Origin of the sequence: Streptomyces sp., from assembly GCF_035645055.1 — a bacterium.
Lineage (GTDB): Bacteria > Actinomycetota > Actinomycetes > Streptomycetales > Streptomycetaceae > Streptomyces.
The window spans coordinates 21,353-36,695 of record NZ_DASQNH010000016.1 but is presented as its reverse complement, the minus strand read 5'-3'; the positions used below and the strand labels follow the sequence as shown (position 1 = coordinate 36,695).

The 15,343-nt window shown below is 70.6% G+C and carries 16 protein-coding genes and 1 pseudogene; 11 read left to right on the top strand and 6 right to left on the bottom strand.

What is annotated here, in order from left to right:
* Nucleotides 1-33: 33 nt before the first annotated feature.
* Together VE614_RS04285 and VE614_RS04280 are read left to right on the top strand one after the other, a co-directional pair.
* Nucleotides 34-303, top strand: coding sequence for a type II toxin-antitoxin system Phd/YefM family antitoxin (locus VE614_RS04285; protein WP_100828042.1), 270 nt, complete (start codon nucleotides 34-36; stop codon nucleotides 301-303).
* Complete coding sequence (locus tag VE614_RS04280) at nucleotides 296-559, top strand: type II toxin-antitoxin system RelE/ParE family toxin (protein ID WP_324932191.1); 264 nt, start codon at nucleotides 296-298, stop codon at nucleotides 557-559. The genes VE614_RS04285 and VE614_RS04280 overlap by 8 nt, the downstream gene beginning before the upstream one ends.
* Nucleotides 560-694: 135 nt before the next feature.
* On the opposite strand, the gene ychF is transcribed toward VE614_RS04280, so the two are convergent.
* Nucleotides 695-1,783 carry a redox-regulated ATPase YchF gene (ychF, locus tag VE614_RS04275; protein WP_324932189.1) on the bottom strand — a complete coding sequence of 363 codons (1,089 nt, stop codon included), beginning with the start codon at nucleotides 1,781-1,783 and terminating at the stop codon, nucleotides 695-697.
* Between the two features lie 164 nt (nucleotides 1,784-1,947).
* Between ychF and VE614_RS04270 the strand changes: the two genes are divergently transcribed.
* Nucleotides 1,948-2,625, top strand: a complete 678-nt coding sequence (locus VE614_RS04270) for a DUF6542 domain-containing protein (protein WP_324932186.1) — start codon at nucleotides 1,948-1,950, stop codon at nucleotides 2,623-2,625.
* A 586-nt stretch (nucleotides 2,626-3,211) separates the two neighbouring features.
* On the opposite strand, the gene ppgK is transcribed toward VE614_RS04270, so the two are convergent.
* Both ppgK and VE614_RS04260 read right to left on the bottom strand, forming a co-directional pair.
* Nucleotides 3,212-3,985, bottom strand: coding sequence for a polyphosphate--glucose phosphotransferase (gene ppgK / locus VE614_RS04265; RefSeq protein ID WP_324932183.1), 774 nt, complete (start codon nucleotides 3,983-3,985; stop codon nucleotides 3,212-3,214).
* 29 nt (nucleotides 3,986-4,014) lie between these two features.
* On the bottom strand, nucleotides 4,015-5,031 hold the full coding sequence (locus tag VE614_RS04260) for a 4-hydroxy-3-methylbut-2-enyl diphosphate reductase (protein WP_324932180.1): 1,017 nt from the start codon (nucleotides 5,029-5,031) through the stop codon (nucleotides 4,015-4,017).
* A 116-nt stretch (nucleotides 5,032-5,147) separates the two neighbouring features.
* On the opposite strand from VE614_RS04260, the pseudogene VE614_RS04255 reads away from it, so the two are divergent.
* From VE614_RS04255 to VE614_RS04240, 4 genes and pseudogenes are all read left to right on the top strand, one after another.
* Nucleotides 5,148-5,699: pseudogene (locus VE614_RS04255) on the top strand (APC family permease); the annotation flags it as partial.
* 95 nt (nucleotides 5,700-5,794) lie between these two features.
* The gene (gene xseA, locus VE614_RS04250; RefSeq protein ID WP_324932177.1) at nucleotides 5,795-7,015 is read left to right on the top strand and encodes an exodeoxyribonuclease VII large subunit; all 1,221 of its coding nucleotides are present in this window, start codon (nucleotides 5,795-5,797) and stop codon (nucleotides 7,013-7,015) included.
* Nucleotides 7,012-7,269: an exodeoxyribonuclease VII small subunit gene (locus VE614_RS04245; RefSeq protein WP_324932174.1), complete on the top strand. Its 258-nt coding sequence runs from the start codon at nucleotides 7,012-7,014 to the stop codon at nucleotides 7,267-7,269. The genes xseA and VE614_RS04245 overlap by 4 nt, the downstream gene beginning before the upstream one ends.
* 127 nt (nucleotides 7,270-7,396) lie before the next feature.
* Nucleotides 7,397-7,987 carry a malonic semialdehyde reductase gene (locus tag VE614_RS04240; protein ID WP_324932171.1) on the top strand — a complete coding sequence of 197 codons (591 nt, stop codon included), beginning with the start codon at nucleotides 7,397-7,399 and terminating at the stop codon, nucleotides 7,985-7,987.
* An 85-nt stretch (nucleotides 7,988-8,072) separates the two neighbouring features.
* Here VE614_RS04240 and VE614_RS04235 read toward each other — a convergent pair whose 3' ends face one another.
* Complete coding sequence (locus tag VE614_RS04235; protein ID WP_324932168.1) at nucleotides 8,073-8,645, bottom strand: DUF4245 domain-containing protein; 573 nt, start codon at nucleotides 8,643-8,645, stop codon at nucleotides 8,073-8,075.
* A gap of 127 nt (nucleotides 8,646-8,772) precedes the next feature.
* Between VE614_RS04235 and glpX the strand changes: the two genes are divergently transcribed.
* Nucleotides 8,773-9,804, top strand: a complete 1,032-nt coding sequence (glpX, locus tag VE614_RS04230) for a class II fructose-bisphosphatase (protein WP_324932165.1) — start codon at nucleotides 8,773-8,775, stop codon at nucleotides 9,802-9,804.
* A gap of 165 nt (nucleotides 9,805-9,969) precedes the next feature.
* Here the strand turns inward: glpX and VE614_RS04225 are convergent, their stop codons facing one another.
* Together VE614_RS04225 and VE614_RS04220 are read right to left on the bottom strand one after the other, a co-directional pair.
* Nucleotides 9,970-10,347, bottom strand: a complete 378-nt coding sequence (locus VE614_RS04225; protein WP_324932163.1) for a WhiB family transcriptional regulator — start codon at nucleotides 10,345-10,347, stop codon at nucleotides 9,970-9,972.
* 68 nt (nucleotides 10,348-10,415) lie between these two features.
* A complete protein-coding gene (locus tag VE614_RS04220; protein ID WP_324932160.1) occupies nucleotides 10,416-11,126 on the bottom strand; it encodes a DUF1707 SHOCT-like domain-containing protein in 711 nt (236 codons plus the stop codon).
* 155 nt (nucleotides 11,127-11,281) lie between these two features.
* Between VE614_RS04220 and VE614_RS04215 the strand changes: the two genes are divergently transcribed.
* From VE614_RS04215 to fomD, 3 genes are all read left to right on the top strand, one after another.
* Entirely contained in the window at nucleotides 11,282-12,952 is a 1,671-nt protein-coding gene (locus VE614_RS04215) for a fumarate hydratase (protein ID WP_324932157.1), read from the top strand.
* Nucleotides 12,953-13,019: 67 nt separating this feature from the next.
* The gene (locus VE614_RS04210) at nucleotides 13,020-14,405 is read left to right on the top strand and encodes a class II fumarate hydratase (RefSeq protein ID WP_324932154.1); all 1,386 of its coding nucleotides are present in this window, start codon (nucleotides 13,020-13,022) and stop codon (nucleotides 14,403-14,405) included.
* Between the two features lie 74 nt (nucleotides 14,406-14,479).
* On the top strand, nucleotides 14,480-15,172 hold the full coding sequence (gene fomD, locus VE614_RS04205) for a cytidylyl-2-hydroxypropylphosphonate hydrolase (protein WP_324932152.1): 693 nt from the start codon (nucleotides 14,480-14,482) through the stop codon (nucleotides 15,170-15,172).
* The last annotated feature ends 171 nt before the right edge of the window (nucleotides 15,173-15,343 follow it).

The window sequence follows — 15,343 nt, the reverse complement described above, 5'->3', positions numbered from 1 at the left end:
TGTACACATGAGACATTCGGTACTCTTGGGCGCATGACGCAGCCACTGCCCATAGAGTCCATTCGCGATGTCCGGGCGCACCTGGCCGAGGTCGTGGAGCGAGCCGACCGGGATGACGTACCCACCGTGATCACCCGACGCGGCAAGCAGGTAGCCGCCGTCGTCTCCATCGAGGTGCTGCGCAAGTACCAGGAATGGGAAGAGCGCGAGATCAATCGGATCATCGACGAGCGCATGGCCAATCCGGCCCCCGGCATCCCGATCGAGGACATCATGAGGGAGACGCTGGCGCGCAGTGAGTGAGTACCGCACCGTCTTCCGGCCCGAGGCTCAGGCCGAACTCCGCAAGGTCCCGCGAGACATGGCCCTGCGCATTCTGGCGAAGCTGACCGAGCTGGAGAACGACCCCTTGGGGTTCAACACCACCGCCCTCGTCTCCCAACCCGACCGCCGCCGCCTACGTGTGGGCGACTACCGCGTGATCTACACGATCGACAACGGCGAACTGGTGGTGTGGGTCGTGCACGTCGGGCATCGCTCCACTGTCTACGACACCTGAGCACGCCTGACGTCGGGTCAGAAGATCCAGCACCGATCCAGCACGGGATGGACGGAGGGGCCGGACTCTCACGAGTCCGGCCCCTCCTGACCTGCATGTTTGCCATGCCGAGCGACGTGGTGTTATTTCACCCGCTCACACGTTGAAGCGGAACTCCACCACGTCGCCGTCCTGCATGACGTAGTCCTTGCCCTCCATGCGGGCCTTGCCCTTCGCGCGGGCCTCGGTGACCGAGCCGGTCTCGACCAGGTCGTCGAAGGAGATGACCTCGGCCTTGATGAAGCCCTTCTGGAAGTCGGTGTGGATGACACCGGCGGCCTCGGGGGCGGTGGCGCCCTTCTTGATGGTCCAGGCGCGGGACTCCTTGGGGCCGGCCGTCAGGTACGTCTGGAGGCCCAGGGTGTCGAAGCCGACGCGGGCGAGGGTGGCGAGCCCGGGCTCGGTCGCGCCGACCGACTCCAGCAGCTCCATGGCGTCCGCCTCGTCCAGCTCGGCGAGGTCCGCCTCCAGCTTGGCGTTCAGGAAGATCGCCTCCGCCGGGGCGACCAGGGCGCGCTGCTCGTTCTTGAAGTCCTCGTCGGTCAGCTCGTCCTCGTCGACGTTGAAGACGTAGAGGAACGGCTTGGTGGTGAGCAGGTGCAGGTCGTGCAGCGGCTCCGCGCGCTCGCTGCCCTGGACGATGCCGTGCCCGAAGAGCGTGTCGCCCTTCTCCAGGATCTCCTTGGCCTCCTCGACCGCCTTGACCTTGGGCGCGATGTCCTTCTTGATCCGCGACTCCTTCTGGAGCCGGGGCAGGACCTTCTCGATGGTCTGCAGGTCCGCGAGGATCAGCTCGGTGTTGATCGTCTCGATGTCGTCCTTCGGCGAGACCTTGCCGTCGACGTGGACGACGTTCTCGTCCTTGAAGGCGCGGATGACCTGGCAGATCGCGTCCGACTCACGGATGTTCGCGAGGAACTTGTTGCCCAGGCCCTCGCCCTCGGAGGCGCCGCGCACGATGCCCGCGATGTCGACGAAGTCGACCGTCGCCGGCAGGACGCGCTCCGACTTGAAGATCTCCGCCAGCTTCGCCAGGCGGGGGTCGGGGACACCGACCACGCCGACGTTGGGCTCGATCGTGGCGAACGGGTAGTTGGCCGCCAGCACGTCGTTCTTGGTCAGGGCGTTGAACAGGGTCGACTTGCCGACATTCGGCAGACCGACGATTCCGATCGTGAGCGACACGTTGCGACTTCCCGTACGTGAGATGAGGACTGGCGGAGTGGGCCGATCCACCAGTCTACGGGGTGCCCGCCCCGGCCCGGCGATGCCTCGAACGCTTGGCCAAGCGGGGACACACGGCGTGTCGGACGGGCTATTCGGCACATAAACCGACCTAAGTTGGGTCAGTGGAGCAACACAGGACACGCCCCCCGCAGCACGGACCGCGCCGCGGCGTCCCACCGCCCCTGCCACCGCAGGCGACCCGCGATGGCGTCCGCACGCCGCGGCAGCCCCCGCAGGGCAGTCAGAGTCCGCAGCCCCGCCAGGCGCGGCAGGTCCCGCCGGCCCGGCCGGTCCGGCAGGGGCGAGCCCGTCCGGAACGGCCCCGCCGGCCCGGCCCGCAGCGCGGCACCGCGCCCGCCCGGCGGCCCGCCACCGCACCCGCCCAAAAGATCCGCCGGCTGCCCAATCCACGACTGACCGGACTGGGCTGCGGACTGTTCTGCGCCGCCCTGATGCTGGGGCTGGCCTTCCTGGACCGGCTGCTGTTCGGAGCCTCGCAGCTGGTGTACGGCGTGCTGTTCCTGCCGGTGTGCGTGCTGACCGCGCTCTGGGTGCGCCGGGGCGACCTGGTGAGCGCGCCGGTCGTGGTGCCGATCGCCTTCATGCTGGGGCTGCTCCCGCTCGCCGAGAGCGACGGGCTCGGCGCCCGGGTGATGGCCCTGTTCACGGCACTGGCGACGCAGGCCGGATGGCTGTACGGCGGAACGCTGATCGCCGGTTCCATCGTGACCGTCCGCAAGCTGCGGTTGATGGCCCAGCGAGCCGCCGCCACCCGCCCCCGCCCACCCGCCGACGCGTAACTGCGGGCGCCCGAGCGTGGGTGCATGGCTGTGGGCGCATGCCCCTGGACACCTGACCGTCGGCGCCTCACCGTCGAGGCCCGCCCGTCGCTGCCTGACCCGCGGCACCCACCCGTCGATCGCCTGCTGTCAGCACCTCTCCCGTCAGCGCCTCACCCGTCAGCGCCTCACCCGTCGGCACCGGCCGTCAACGCCTGACCCGCGGCGCCCACCGTCGGTCGCCTGCCGTCAGCGCCTCACCCGTCGACGCCGGCCGTCGACACCGGCCGTCGGCGCCCCGCCGGGGGCAGGGCCCGGACACCGCCGGACACCGCCGCCCCCTACCGACGGCGCCCAGCCGTCGGTAGGGGGCCGGCGGCGCCCGCCCGTCGGCGCCTCACCCGTCGAACGCGGCCGCCGTCACACCGCCGCGCGTGGCTCCACCGCATCCCGACGGCGCTCAGCCGTCGCATCCGCCCGCCGACGGCTTCACCATCGGCGCTGAGGCGTCGCCTCCCACTCGCAGAGCGACCGGCGGCGCCTCCCCCGGCTGGGCGCCGGGCCCCCGCGCGTCACGGTGCACCCGCGTGCGCCCAACCCGGCGGGCTCAGCCCGCCTCGGTCCGGCCCTCGGCCGGGCCATCCGTCGCCGCGTGCATCGCCGCGCCCACGATGCCCGCGTTGTTCTGGAGCTGGGCGGGGACGATCTCGGCCTTGATGCCCTCGATGAAGTGGAGAAACTTGTGGGCCTTGCGGCTCACGCCGCCGCCGATGATGAACAGCTCCGGGGAGAAGAGCATCTCCACGTGGGCCAGGTACCCCTGGACGCGTTCGGCCCACTCCTGCCAGGACAGGTCGTGGTCCTCCTTCGCCTTGCTGGAGGCCCGCTTCTCCGCGTCGTGCCCGTGCAGTTCCAGATGACCCAGCTCCGTGTTGGGCAGGAGGGTGCCGTCGACGAAGACGGCGCTGCCGATGCCGGTGCCGAAGGTGAGCAGGATGACCGGGCCCCTGCGGTCGCGTCCGGCACCGAAGGACATCTCGGCGACGCCCGCCGCGTCCGCGTCGTTCACCACCGTCACCGGGAGCCCGCCGAGGCGGTCGGAGAACAGCGCGCGGGCGTCGGTGTCGATCCAGCTCTTGTCGACGTTGGCCGCCGTACGCACCGTGGATCCGCCGGTGACCACGCCCGGGAAGGTCAGCCCGACGGGTCCGGTCCAGCCGAAGTGGTCGATGACCTGCTTGACGCCGTCGGCCACGCCGTCGGGTGTCGCCGGGTGAGGGGTGAGCACCTTGTGGCGCTCGGCCGCCAGGTCACCTCTGTCGAGGTCCACAGGGGCACCCTTGATTCCGGATCCGCCGATGTCCACGCCGAAGATCTGCATGGCTCCACGTTACGACGGACGACTGACGGTCACGCCTCCGCGGCGCCCGCGCCACCCCGCTCCGCGACCAGTGCCGCCGCTTCCTCGCGCAGGTCCCGGCGCAGCTCCTTCGGCAGCGAGAAGGTGATGGACTCCTCGGCCGCCTTGACGATCTCCACGTCCTCGAAGCCGCGCTGGGCGAGCCACTCCAGCACCTGCTCGACCAGCACCTCCGGCACGGAGGCGCCCGAGGTGACGCCGACCGTGGTCACGCCCTCCAGCCAGGCCTCGTCGATCTCGTCGGCGAAGTCGACCAGGTAGGAGGCGCGGGCGCCGGCGAGCTTGGCGACCTCGACGAGCCGCTTGGAGTTGGAGGAGTTCCGGGAGCCGACGACGATCACCAGGTCGGCCTCGGCGCCCATCTGCTTCACGGCGAGCTGGCGGTTCTGGGTGGCATAGCAGATGTCGTCGCTGGGCGGGGAGATCAGCTGCGGGAACTTCTCCTTGAGCGCGTCGACGGTCTCCATGGTCTCGTCGACGGAGAGGGTGGTCTGGGAGAGCCAGACGACCTTGGAGGGGTCGCGCACCTCGACCTTGGCGACGTCGCCCGGGCCGTCGACGAGCTGGATGTGGTCGGGGGCCTCGCCGGAGGTGCCGATGACCTCCTCGTGGCCCTCGTGGCCGATCAGCAGGATGTCGTAGTCCTCGTCGGCGAAGCGGACGGCTTCCTTGTGGACCTTGGTGACCAGCGGGCACGTGGCGTCGATGGTGGCGAGGCGGCCCTGCCTGGCCTCCTCGTGGACGACGGGGGCGACGCCGTGCGCGGAGAACATGACGATGTTCCCCGGGGGGACCTCCTCGGTCCGCTCGACGAAGATCGCGCCTTTCTTCTCCAGGGTCTGCACGACGTACTTGTTGTGGACGATCTCGTGCCGGACGTACACCGGGGCCCCGTACTGCTCCAGGGCTTTCTCGACGGCGATCACTGCGCGGTCCACACCCGCGCAGTAGCCACGGGGGGCGGCGAGCAGGACACGGCGGCCAGGCGAAGCAGTCATGGCACCCATCGTAAGGCCGCGTTCGGGGGGTCAAAGATCGCGTCCTCGTCGCATCGCCGGGGAGACTGGCCCTGAGCTGGGAGGTGCGGGACGGAACGGGACGAACGCGACGCGCGGAGGAACTGATGTCCGACACCGGGACGGAGACCCCCCGGGCCGACGACCACCATGGCCTGCGCCGCAGCCTGGGCTTCCGGGACCTGGTGGTCTACGGGCTGCTGTTCATCGCCCCCATGGCCCCGGTGGGCGTGTTCGGCACCCTGGACGCGCGGTCGCACGGCGCGGTGGCGCTGGTCCACCTGGTCGCCGCGGTCGCCATGGCGTTCACCGCGTTCAGCTACGCCCAGATGGTGCGGGTCGTCCCCCAGGCGGGCTCGGTGTTCGCCTACGCGCGTGTGGCGCTCGGCAACGGGGCCGGTTTCGTCGCGGGCTGGATGGCGATGCTGGACTGTCTGCTCATCCCGGCGGTCGCCTACCTGTTCTCCGGGATCGAGATGGAGGCGCTGGTTCCGGAGGTCTCGCGGTGGGTGTGGACGGCGCTCGCGGTCGTCGTCACCACCTTGCTGAACCTGTGGGGCGTACGGGCCGCCGCGCGCGTGGGCTTCCTCGTGCCGGCGATGGAGATCGTGGTCCTGCTGGTGTTCGTGGTCAGCGCGATCCTGGCCGTGCAGCGGGGCCGCCGCCGGGACCCGGTGGAGGCCGGCTGATGCGGCGCTCCGCGCCCGGCGCCGACCGCACCGGATTGTCGGTGGGTGCCGTTACGCTCACGAGCATGGCTGTGAACACGTCCCCGGAATCCCCGCTCCCCGTCGGTGAGGTGTCGCGGCTCATCGGGGGGTGGATCGACCGGCTCGGCGCGGTGTGGGTCGAGGGTCAGATCACCCAGTTGTCCCGGCGGCCGGGCGCGGGCGTGGTCTTCCTGACGCTGCGGGACCCGTCGTACGACGTCTCGGTGAGCGTGACCTGCTACCGGCAGGTGTTCGACGCGGTGGCCGACGTGGTGAGTGAGGGCGCGCGGGTGATCGTGCTGGCGAAACCCGAGTGGTACGCGCCGCGGGGGCAGCTGTCCCTGCGGGCGGCCGAGATAAGGCCCGTGGGCGTCGGCGAGCTGCTGGCGCGTCTTGAGCAGCTGAAGAAGTCGCTGGCGGGCGAGGGGCTGTTCGCGCCGGAGCGCAAGAAGCCGCTGCCTTTCCTGCCCCAGCTGATCGGCCTGGTCTGCGGTCGCGCCTCGGCGGCGGAGCGGGACGTGCTGGAGAACGCCCGGCACCGCTGGCCGCACGTCCGCTTCGAGGTGCGCAACGTCGCGGTGCAGGGCGTCCACGCGGTGCCGCAGGTCGTGCAGGCGGTGAAGGAGCTGGACGAGATCGACGACGTGGACGTGATCATCGTCGCCCGGGGCGGCGGCAGCGTGGAGGATCTGCTGCCGTTCTCCGACGAGCAGCTGGTGCGGGCGGTCGCGGCCTGCCGTACGCCGGTGGTGTCGGCCATCGGCCACGAGCCCGACAATCCGCTGCTCGACCATGTGGCCGATCTGCGCGCCTCCACCCCGACCGACGCCGCCAAGAAGGTGGTGCCGGACGTCGGCGAGGAGGCCGAGCGGGTGCGGCACCTGCGCGACCGGGCGCGGCGCTGCGTGGAGGCGTTCGTCGACCGGGAGGAGCGCGGGCTGGCGCACGCGCTGGCGCGTCCGGCGATGGAGAATCCGCACCGGATGATCGACGAGCGCTCCGACCTGGTGGACTCGCTGACCCGGCGGGGCCGCCGTTGCCTGGGCCATCTCCTGGACCGCGCCGAGTCGGAGCTGACCCACACCCACGCGCGCGTGGTGGCCCTCTCGCCCGCGGCCACGCTCCAGCGGGGGTACGCCGTGCTCCAGAAGGCCGACGGGCATGTGATCCGCGATCCGGGCGAGGTCTCGCCGGACGAGGCGCTGCGCGCGCGGGTGGCCGAGGGCGAGTTCTCCGTACGAGTCGAACCTAGGGTGGGTGGATGACCAGCAAGGTGGAAGAGGCGCTCGGGTACGAGCAGGCCCGGGACGAGTTGATCGAGGTCGTACGACGGCTGGAGGCCGGCGGGACGACCCTCGAGGAGTCCCTGGCGCTCTGGGAGCGCGGCGAGGAGCTGGCCAAGGTGTGCCGGCGCTGGCTGGAGGGCGCGCGGGCCCGGCTGGACGCGGCGCTGGCCGAGGAGGCCGCGGCGGAGGAGGCCGAGGCGGCGGAGGCGGAGTCCGAGGCCGGGCGGCGGTAGTCCGGCGGCGGGCCGAGGTCGAGGCGCGGGCTGTGAAGCGGATCACCACGGACCCGTTTTGGTTGAACGTTGAACTTCGCTTCCGTAAGGTCGAAGACGTTCACCACCCCGTCGAAAAGGTTCAGCCATGTCCCTCGTTCTTGACCCCGCCGCCCAGGACCTGCTCTTCCGCGAGGCCCGCACCGCGAACACGTTCACCGACGAGCCGGTGACCGACGAGCAGGTCCAGGCGATCTACGACCTGGTCAAGTACGGCCCTACCGCGTTCAACCAGTCCCCGCTGCGCATCACCCTGGTCCGCTCCGCCGGGGCCCGTGAGCGCCTGGTGAAGCACATGGCCGAGGGCAACCAGCCGAAGACGGCCACCGCCCCGCTGGTCGCCATCCTCTCCGCGGACAACGAGTTCCACGAGGAGCTGCCGGACCTCTTCCCGCACTTCCCGCAGGCCAAGGACGCCTTCTTCGCCGACCGCCCCGTCCGCGAGAACTCCGCGCTGCTCAACGCCGCCCTCCAGGCCGCGTACTTCATCGTCGGCGTCCGCGCCGCCGGTCTGGCCGCCGGCCCGATGACCGGTGTGGACTTCGAGGGTGTCCGCAAGGAGTTCCTGGACGACGACCACACCCCGCTGATGGTGGTCAACATCGGCAAGCCGGGCCCCGACGCCTGGTTCCCGCGCTCGCCGCGTCTGGCGTTCGAGCAGGTCGTCACGACCGTCTGAGGTCCATGACCGTCTGAGGTCCACACCTCGCCCGCGCGAAAGGGCCCCGGCATCCGCCGGGGCCCTTTCGCGTCCCGCCGACGGGTCAGCCCAGCTTCAGGGCCGCCGCCATCTGCTTCAGCTGCGCGTACGAGCCCGTACCGGCCACCACGGTCGTCGCGCCCTTGGCGCCCGTGGCACCCGCGCCGCCCGCGCCCTCCCCCTCACCCGCGCCGTTCGCCGGCAGCACCAGCGCGTCGTACCGTCCGCCGGTGTAGCGCGTCCAGGTACGGCCGCCGATCTCCTCGGTCGCCTTCGTCGCGTGAGCGCCGTCGGTCGTCTCCTCGATGAACCTGGACGGCTTCTCCGTGGACTGCTTGATCTGGACGTACTCGCCGTCGGGGGCGTGGAAGCCCAGGTGCCAGGTGTCGTTCTCGGCGCCCTGGTACCGCACGGACGTCGCCTTCCAGGCGGCCGGCAGCCCCTCGGGCGCGGCCACCGGGTACGGCGCGGCCCGGCGGGCCGTGAGCAGCTCGACGCGGTAGTCGACCGGCCTGAGGTCCGGCTCACCGTCCTCGTGCGGGATGAAGAGGTACATGACCCCGCCCGCGAGCAAGGTCACGCCCAGGGAGAGCATCATGCTCCGGGCCGTCTTCTGCTTGCCGTTCGTACCTGCCACGCCTCTATGGTCGCAGGTGCCCCGGTCCGCTCATCCGTGGGGTTCCGTGCTCATTCTGTCGCTCTGACGATAGAGTCATGGCCAACACCCTCATCCGGCCGTCGTCGTATCAGAAAGGTGCGCTCCGATGACCGAGCATCATCTGCCGTCCGAACTCGATGTCCCCTCCGAGGCCCCCGACCGCAACCTCGCCCTCGAACTCGTCCGCGTGACCGAGGCGGCGGCGATGGCCGCCGGCCGCTGGGTGGGACGCGGCGACAAGAACGGCGCCGACGGTGCCGCGGTGCGCGCCATGCGGACCCTTGTCTCCACCGTCTCCATGAACGGCGTCGTCGTCATCGGCGAGGGCGAGAAGGACGAAGCCCCGATGCTCTTCAACGGGGAGCGCGTCGGCGACGGGACCGGGCCCGAGTGCGACATCGCCGTCGACCCGATCGACGGCACCACCCTCACGGCCAAGGGCATGCCGAACGCCATCGCCGTGCTCGCGGCGGCGGAGCGCGGATCCATGTTCGACCCGTCCGCCGTGTTCTACATGGACAAGCTGGTCACCGGACCCGAGGCGGCCGACTTCGTGGACATCGACGCCCCGGTGGCGGTGAACATCCGCCGGGTCGCCAAGGCCAAGCGGGCCACGCCCGAGGACGTCACCGTCGTCATCCTGGACCGGCCCCGGCACGAGGGGATCATCCAGGAGATCCGGGAGACCGGGGCGCGCATCAAGCTCATCTCGGACGGCGATGTCGCCGGGTCGATCCTGGCGCTGCGCGAGGGCACCGGCGTCGACCTGCTGCTCGGCGTCGGCGGTACGCCCGAGGGCATCATCTCGGCCTGTGCGGTGAAGTGCCTCGGCGGCACCATCCAGGGCAAGCTGTGGCCGAAGGACGAGGAGGAGAAGCAGCGGGCGATCGACGCGGGGCACGACCTCGACCGGGTACTGACCACGGAGGACCTGGTCACCGGCGAGAACGTGTTCTTCGTGGCGACCGGTATCACCGACGGTGAACTGCTGCGGGGTGTGCGGTACCGGTCGGAGACGGCGACGACCGACTCGATCGTCATGCGGTCGAAGTCGGGGACGGTGCGGCGGATCGACTCGGAGCACCGGCTGAGCAAGCTGCGGGCGTACAGCGCGATCGATTTCGACCGGGCGAAGTAACCCCCTTTTGAGCGCCTGCCGAGGGGAACGGCTCGGGCCGTCGGCGACTGCGGGCTGGGGTGGGTTGATCGCGCAGTTGCCCGCGCCCCTGTGCTGAGTCGGCCTGCCCGGTATGCAAAAGGGCGCCCCCTGTGCGGAGGGGGCGCCTTTCGCGTGCTCGGGCGGTCAGCCCGCTGCCGCTATGGGGTTGGCCGTCCTCGCCGCCTTCTTCAGCTCCATGTCGCGGCGGCGGCGCCGGGCCAGGACGACACGGCGTTCGGCGGCGGTGAGGCCGCCCCAGACGCCGTACGGCTCGGGCTGGAGCAGGGCGTGCTCGCGGCACTCGACCATCACCGGGCAGCGGGCGCAGACCCGCTTGGCCGCCTCCTCGCGCGAGAGGCGTGCGGCGGTGGGCTCCTTGGAGGGGGCGAAGAACAGGCCCGCTTCGTCGCGTCGGCACACCGCCTCGGTGTGCCAGGGAGCGTCTTGATCCCTGTCCCGCGCTGGCACCCGCGGGGCCGGAACGGCAGCTACCTGCAGGGACGAATGCGGCGGTTGCAGCACGGTCTACTCCTGACGACGGCTTCGCGAGCGAGAGACGATGCAGCAAGGTCTACCCGCTGTACGCGCGCCTATGCAGGGAGTCCCCGACCGCCGGGCCGGTGGCGGCGGACGCGGTCGAGGATGTCGGCTACGCGCCTGCCCCGCTTGGGGCGGGCCTCCACCCCGCCGAGGACCGCCCAGCCGTCGACGTAGACCACGGGCGCGTTCGGATCGTCCGCGTCCAGCGGCTCCACGTCGAAGCCGCCGAGGACGGCGCCGCCGGTGCCGCGCAGCGACACATTCTCCGGCACGGTGATCTCGACGCCGCCGAAGACCGCGAAGGCCTTCACCACGACCTGCTGGTACTCGAACAGCGCCTCGCTGAGGTCGATCTCCACTCCGCCGAAGATCGCGTATGCGTGGATCCGGCGCCCCGCCCGCCAGCGGCCCTTGCGTATCGCGCCGCTGAACACCGCGACCACGTTGTCGTCCGGGTCCACCGGTATGGCACCGGCCGTGGGGCGGCCGGGCGCGTGCCCGTACGCCGGGCTCGCCCGATGGTGGTGCGCGCCGGGCAGGTCGCGGACGAGGGGTTCCAGCTCGCCGGCCGTCCGGGCCCGGTAGACCTCCTCGATCCGCTCGGCGTGCTCCTCGGCGGTCAGGCGGCCCTCGGCGAGGGCATGCCCGAGGAGGTCCGCGACGCGGTCGCGGTCGGCGTCCGAGGCGCGGAGTTCGGAGGCCCGGAGGCCGGTGGCACGGGACTCCGAGGCGGCGGGCGCGGTCTGCTTCTGAAGGTCCACGACAGCAGCGTACCCAAACACGATAGATCGCGACAGCCCCGTCGAGCCCCAACTGAGCCTTACCTCACAGACTCGCCGTCACAGCCAGGTTCTACGCTGGTGGACGCTGCCAATGGATGCCAGCCGCTGTCTGTCGTGAGTGAGGAATGGGCGAGATGCCTGAGTTCGCGTACACCGATCTGCTCCCCATGGGAGAGGACACCACCCCGTACCGGCTGGTGACCTCCGAGGGTGTCTCCACGGTCGAGGGACCGGACGGGCGGACGTTCCTGAAGGTGGAGCCGGAGGCGCTGCGGAAGCTGGCCGAGGAGGCGATCCACGACATCCAGCACTATCTGCGCCCGGCCCACCTCGCGCAGCTGCGGCGGATCATCGACGACCCCGAGGCGTCGGGCAACGACAAGTTCGTCGCCCTGGACCTGCTGAAGAACGCGAACATCGCGGCGGCGGGCGTGCTGCCGATGTGCCAGGACACCGGCACGGCGATCGTCATGGGCAAGCGCGGGCAGAACGTGCTGACCGAGGGCCGTGACGAGGAGGCCCTGTCCCGGGGCGTCTACGACGCCTACACCAAGCTCAACCTGCGGTACTCGCAGATGGCTCCGCTCACCATGTGGGAGGAGAAGAACACCGGGTCGAACCTGCCGGCGCAGATCGAGCTGTACGCCACGGACGGCGGGGCGTACAAGTTCCTGTTCATGGCGAAGGGCGGCGGCTCCGCCAACAAGTCCTTCCTCTACCAGGAGACCAAGGCGGTCCTGAACGAGGCCTCCATGATGAAGTTCCTGGAGGAGAAGATCCGCTCCCTGGGGACGGCCGCCTGCCCGCCGTACCACCTGGCGATCGTCGTCGGCGGTACGTCTGCGGAGTACGCGCTGAAGACCGCGAAGTACGCCTCCGCGCACTACCTCGACGAGATCCCCGCCGAGGGCTCGCCGCTCGGCCATGGCTTCCGGGACAAGGAGCTGGAGGAGAAGGTCTTCGAGCTGACGCAGAAGATCGGCATCGGCGCGCAGTTCGGCGGCAAGTACTTCTGCCACGACGTGCGCGTGGTGCGCCTGCCCCGGCACGGCGCCTCCTGCCCCGTCGCGATCGCCGTGTCCTGCTCCGCCGACCGGCAGGCCGTCGCGAAGATCACCGCCGAGGGCGTCTTCCTGGAGCAGCTGGAGACCGACCCGGCGCGGTTCCTGCCGGAGACCACGGACGAGCACCTGGACGAGTCCTCCGACGTCGTCGAGATCGACCTGAACCAGCCGATGGACACGATCCTCGCCGAGCTGACGAAGTACCCCGTCAAGACGCGGCTGTCGCTGACCGGGCCGCTGGTCGTGGCCCGTGACATCGCGCACGCCAAGATCAAGGAGCGGCTGGACGCGGGCGAGGAGATGCCGCAGTACCTGAAGGACCACCCGGTGTACTACGCGGGCCCGGCGAAGACGCCCGAGGGTTACGCGTCCGGCTCCTTCGGCCCGACCACGGCCGGCCGGATGGACTCCTACGTCGAGCAGTTCCAGGCGGCGGGCGGCTCCAAGGTGATGCTGGCGAAGGGCAACCGGAGCAAGCAGGTCACCGACGCGTGCGCCGCGCACGGCGGGTTCTACCTGGGCTCCATCGGCGGCCCGGCGGCCCGGCTCGCCCAGGACTGCATCAAGAAGGTCGAGGTCGTCGAGTACGAGGAGCTGGGGATGGAGGCGGTCTGGAAGATCGAGGTCGAGGACTTCCCGGCCTTCATCGTCGTCGACGACAAGGGCAACGACTTCTTCCAGAACCCGGCGCCCGAGCCGACGTTCACGCACATTCCGGTGCGGGGACCGGGTCTGGTGTAGTTGGTCCCTCCGGGGGGCGGCCTCCGCCCCCCGGAACATCACGCCGTCCCCGATCGCTGTAGCCGGTATGAGCGAATACCGCATCGAGCACGACTCCATGGGCGAGGTCCGGGTCCCCGCGGACGCCAAGTGGCGGGCGCAGACGCAGCGGGCGGTGGAGAACTTCCCGATCTCCGGGCAGCGGATCGAGCGGGCGCACATCGAGGCGCTGGCGCGGATCAAGGCGGCGGCGGCGAAGGTGAACGCCCGGCTGGGGGTCGTCGGCAAGGAGGTCGCGGAGGCCATTCAGGAGGCCGCCGCGGAGGTCGCCGAGGGACGCTGGGACGAGCACTTCCCGGTGGACGTGTTCCAGACGGGGTCGGGGACCTCGTCCAACATGAACGCCAACGAGGTGATCGCGACGCTGGCCAGTGAGCGGCTGGGGACGGCCGTTCACCCCAACGACCACGTCAACGCCTCGCAGTCCTCCAACGACGTCTTCCCGTCCTCCATCCACATCGCCGCCACCGCCGCCGTCACCCGTGATCTGATCCCCGCCCTGGAGCATCTGGCCGCCTCCCTCTCCCGCAAGGCCGAGGAGTTCGCGGACGTCGTGAAGTCGGGCCGGACGCATCTGATGGACGCCACCCCGGTGACGCTGGGCCAGGAGTTCGCGGGGTACGCCGCGCAGGTGCGGTACGGGATCGAGCGGCTCCAGGCGTCCCTTCCCCGCCTGGCCGAGCTGCCGCTGGGCGGGACCGCCGTCGGCACCGGCATCAACACACCGCCCGGTTTCTCCGCCGCCGTCATCGAGGAGGTGGCCCGCGCGACCGGGCTGCCGCTCACCGAGGCGCGCGACCACTTCGAGGCGCAGGGCGCCCGGGACGGGATCGTGGAGACCAGCGGCCAGTTGCGGACCATCGCGGTGTCGCTGACGAAGATCGCGAACGATCTGCGGTGGATGTCCTCCGGGCCGCGCACCGGTCTCGCCGAGATCTCGCTGCCCGACCTCCAGCCGGGTTCCTCGATCATGCCGGGCAAGGTGAACCCGGTCATCCCCGAGGCCACGCTGATGGTCGCCGCTCAGGTCATGGGGAACGACGCGACCATCGCCGCCGCGGGCGCGGCAGGCAACTTCGAGCTGAACGTGATGCTGCCGGTCATCGGGAAGAACGTGCTGGAGTCCGTCCGGCTGCTGGCCAACGCGTCGCGGCTGCTCGCCGACCGGACCGTGGACGGGATCGTCGCGCACCGCGAACGTGCCCGCGAGTACGCCGAGTCGTCGCCCTCGGTGGTCACGCCGCTGAACAAGTACATCGGCTACGAGGAGGCCGCGAAGGTCGCCAAGAAGGCGCTCGCGGAGCGGAAGACCATCCGCCAGGTGATGCTGGAGAGCGGGTACGTCGAGCGGGGGGATCTGACGGCGGAGCAGCTGGACGAGGCGCTGGACGTCCTGCGGATGACGCGTCCGTGACCCGCGGTCGCGCGCGTGTGTGAACCGTGACGCGCACCGCAGCGTCGTATGCCGGTGACACCTAATATCTGTTCATGGCAGACGACGGAGCGGTGAGAGAAGTGGAAGCGGGCGAAGCGACGGCCTTCTGGACGCCCGGGAGTCAGATCCTGTGGCGGTACCGGGAGAACGCCGGCGACCGCTTCCACATCGTGCGCCCCGTCACCGTCGTGCGCGACGACGAGGAGGTGCTCGCCGTCTGGCTGGCGCCCGGCACCGAGTGTGTGAAGCCGGTGCTCGCGGACGGCACTCCGGTGCATCTGGAGCCGTTGGAGAGCCGCTACACCAAGCCGCGCACCGTGCAGCGCGACCGGTGGTTCGGCACCGGGGTGCTGAAGCTGGCGCGGCCCGGTGAGCCGTGGTCGGTGTGGTTGTTCTGGGAGCCGGGCTGGCAGTTCAAGAACTGGTACGTGAATCTGGAGGAGCCGCTGGCCCGCTGGGACGGCGGAGTGGACTCCGAGGACCATTTCCTGGACATCTCGGTCCACCCGGACCGCAGTTGGCACTGGCGTGACGAGGACGAGTTCGCCCAGGCGCAGCGGGACGGACTGGTGGACGCCCGGCTCGCCGAGCGGGTGCGGGCGGCGGGGCGGGACGCGGTGGAGGTGATCCGCGCCTGGGGCCCGCCGTTCCCGGACGGCTGGCAGCACTGGCGCCCGGATCCGTCCTGGTCCGTCCCCGCCCTGCCGGACGACTGGGATCGCATGCCCGCGCCCGTGTCCTCGTGAGACCCTTGATGTGCCCCCGGGCAAGAAACGTAGGATCGTCCTCCGCAAGGGCGCGCGGCGGCAACCCCCGGGGCGCGCAACGGGCCTGACCACATGTCACCGAGGGGCGGCAGGACGTGAGCGAGGGGTACGAGCGCATCACCCGTGCGGGCCGCGACCGGTCCGCGAGTG

Coding starts and splice junctions, on each gene's coding strand:
- VE614_RS04285 (WP_100828042.1), top strand. CDS start 34: ATGACGCAGCCACTGCCCATAGAGTCCATTCGCGATGTCCGGGCGCAC.
- ppgK (WP_324932183.1), bottom strand. CDS start 3,985: ATGCAGATCTTCGGCGTGGACATCGGCGGATCCGGAATCAAGGGTGCC.
- VE614_RS04260 (WP_324932180.1), bottom strand. CDS start 5,031: ATGGGTGCCATGACTGCTTCGCCTGGCCGCCGTGTCCTGCTCGCCGCC.
- xseA (WP_324932177.1), top strand. CDS start 5,795: ATGGCTGTGAACACGTCCCCGGAATCCCCGCTCCCCGTCGGTGAGGTG.
- VE614_RS04245 (WP_324932174.1), top strand. CDS start 7,012: ATGACCAGCAAGGTGGAAGAGGCGCTCGGGTACGAGCAGGCCCGGGAC.
- VE614_RS04240 (WP_324932171.1), top strand. CDS start 7,397: ATGTCCCTCGTTCTTGACCCCGCCGCCCAGGACCTGCTCTTCCGCGAG.
- glpX (WP_324932165.1), top strand. CDS start 8,773: ATGACCGAGCATCATCTGCCGTCCGAACTCGATGTCCCCTCCGAGGCC.
- VE614_RS04215 (WP_324932157.1), top strand. CDS start 11,282: ATGCCTGAGTTCGCGTACACCGATCTGCTCCCCATGGGAGAGGACACC.
- VE614_RS04210 (WP_324932154.1), top strand. CDS start 13,020: ATGAGCGAATACCGCATCGAGCACGACTCCATGGGCGAGGTCCGGGTC.
- fomD (WP_324932152.1), top strand. CDS start 14,480: ATGGCAGACGACGGAGCGGTGAGAGAAGTGGAAGCGGGCGAAGCGACG.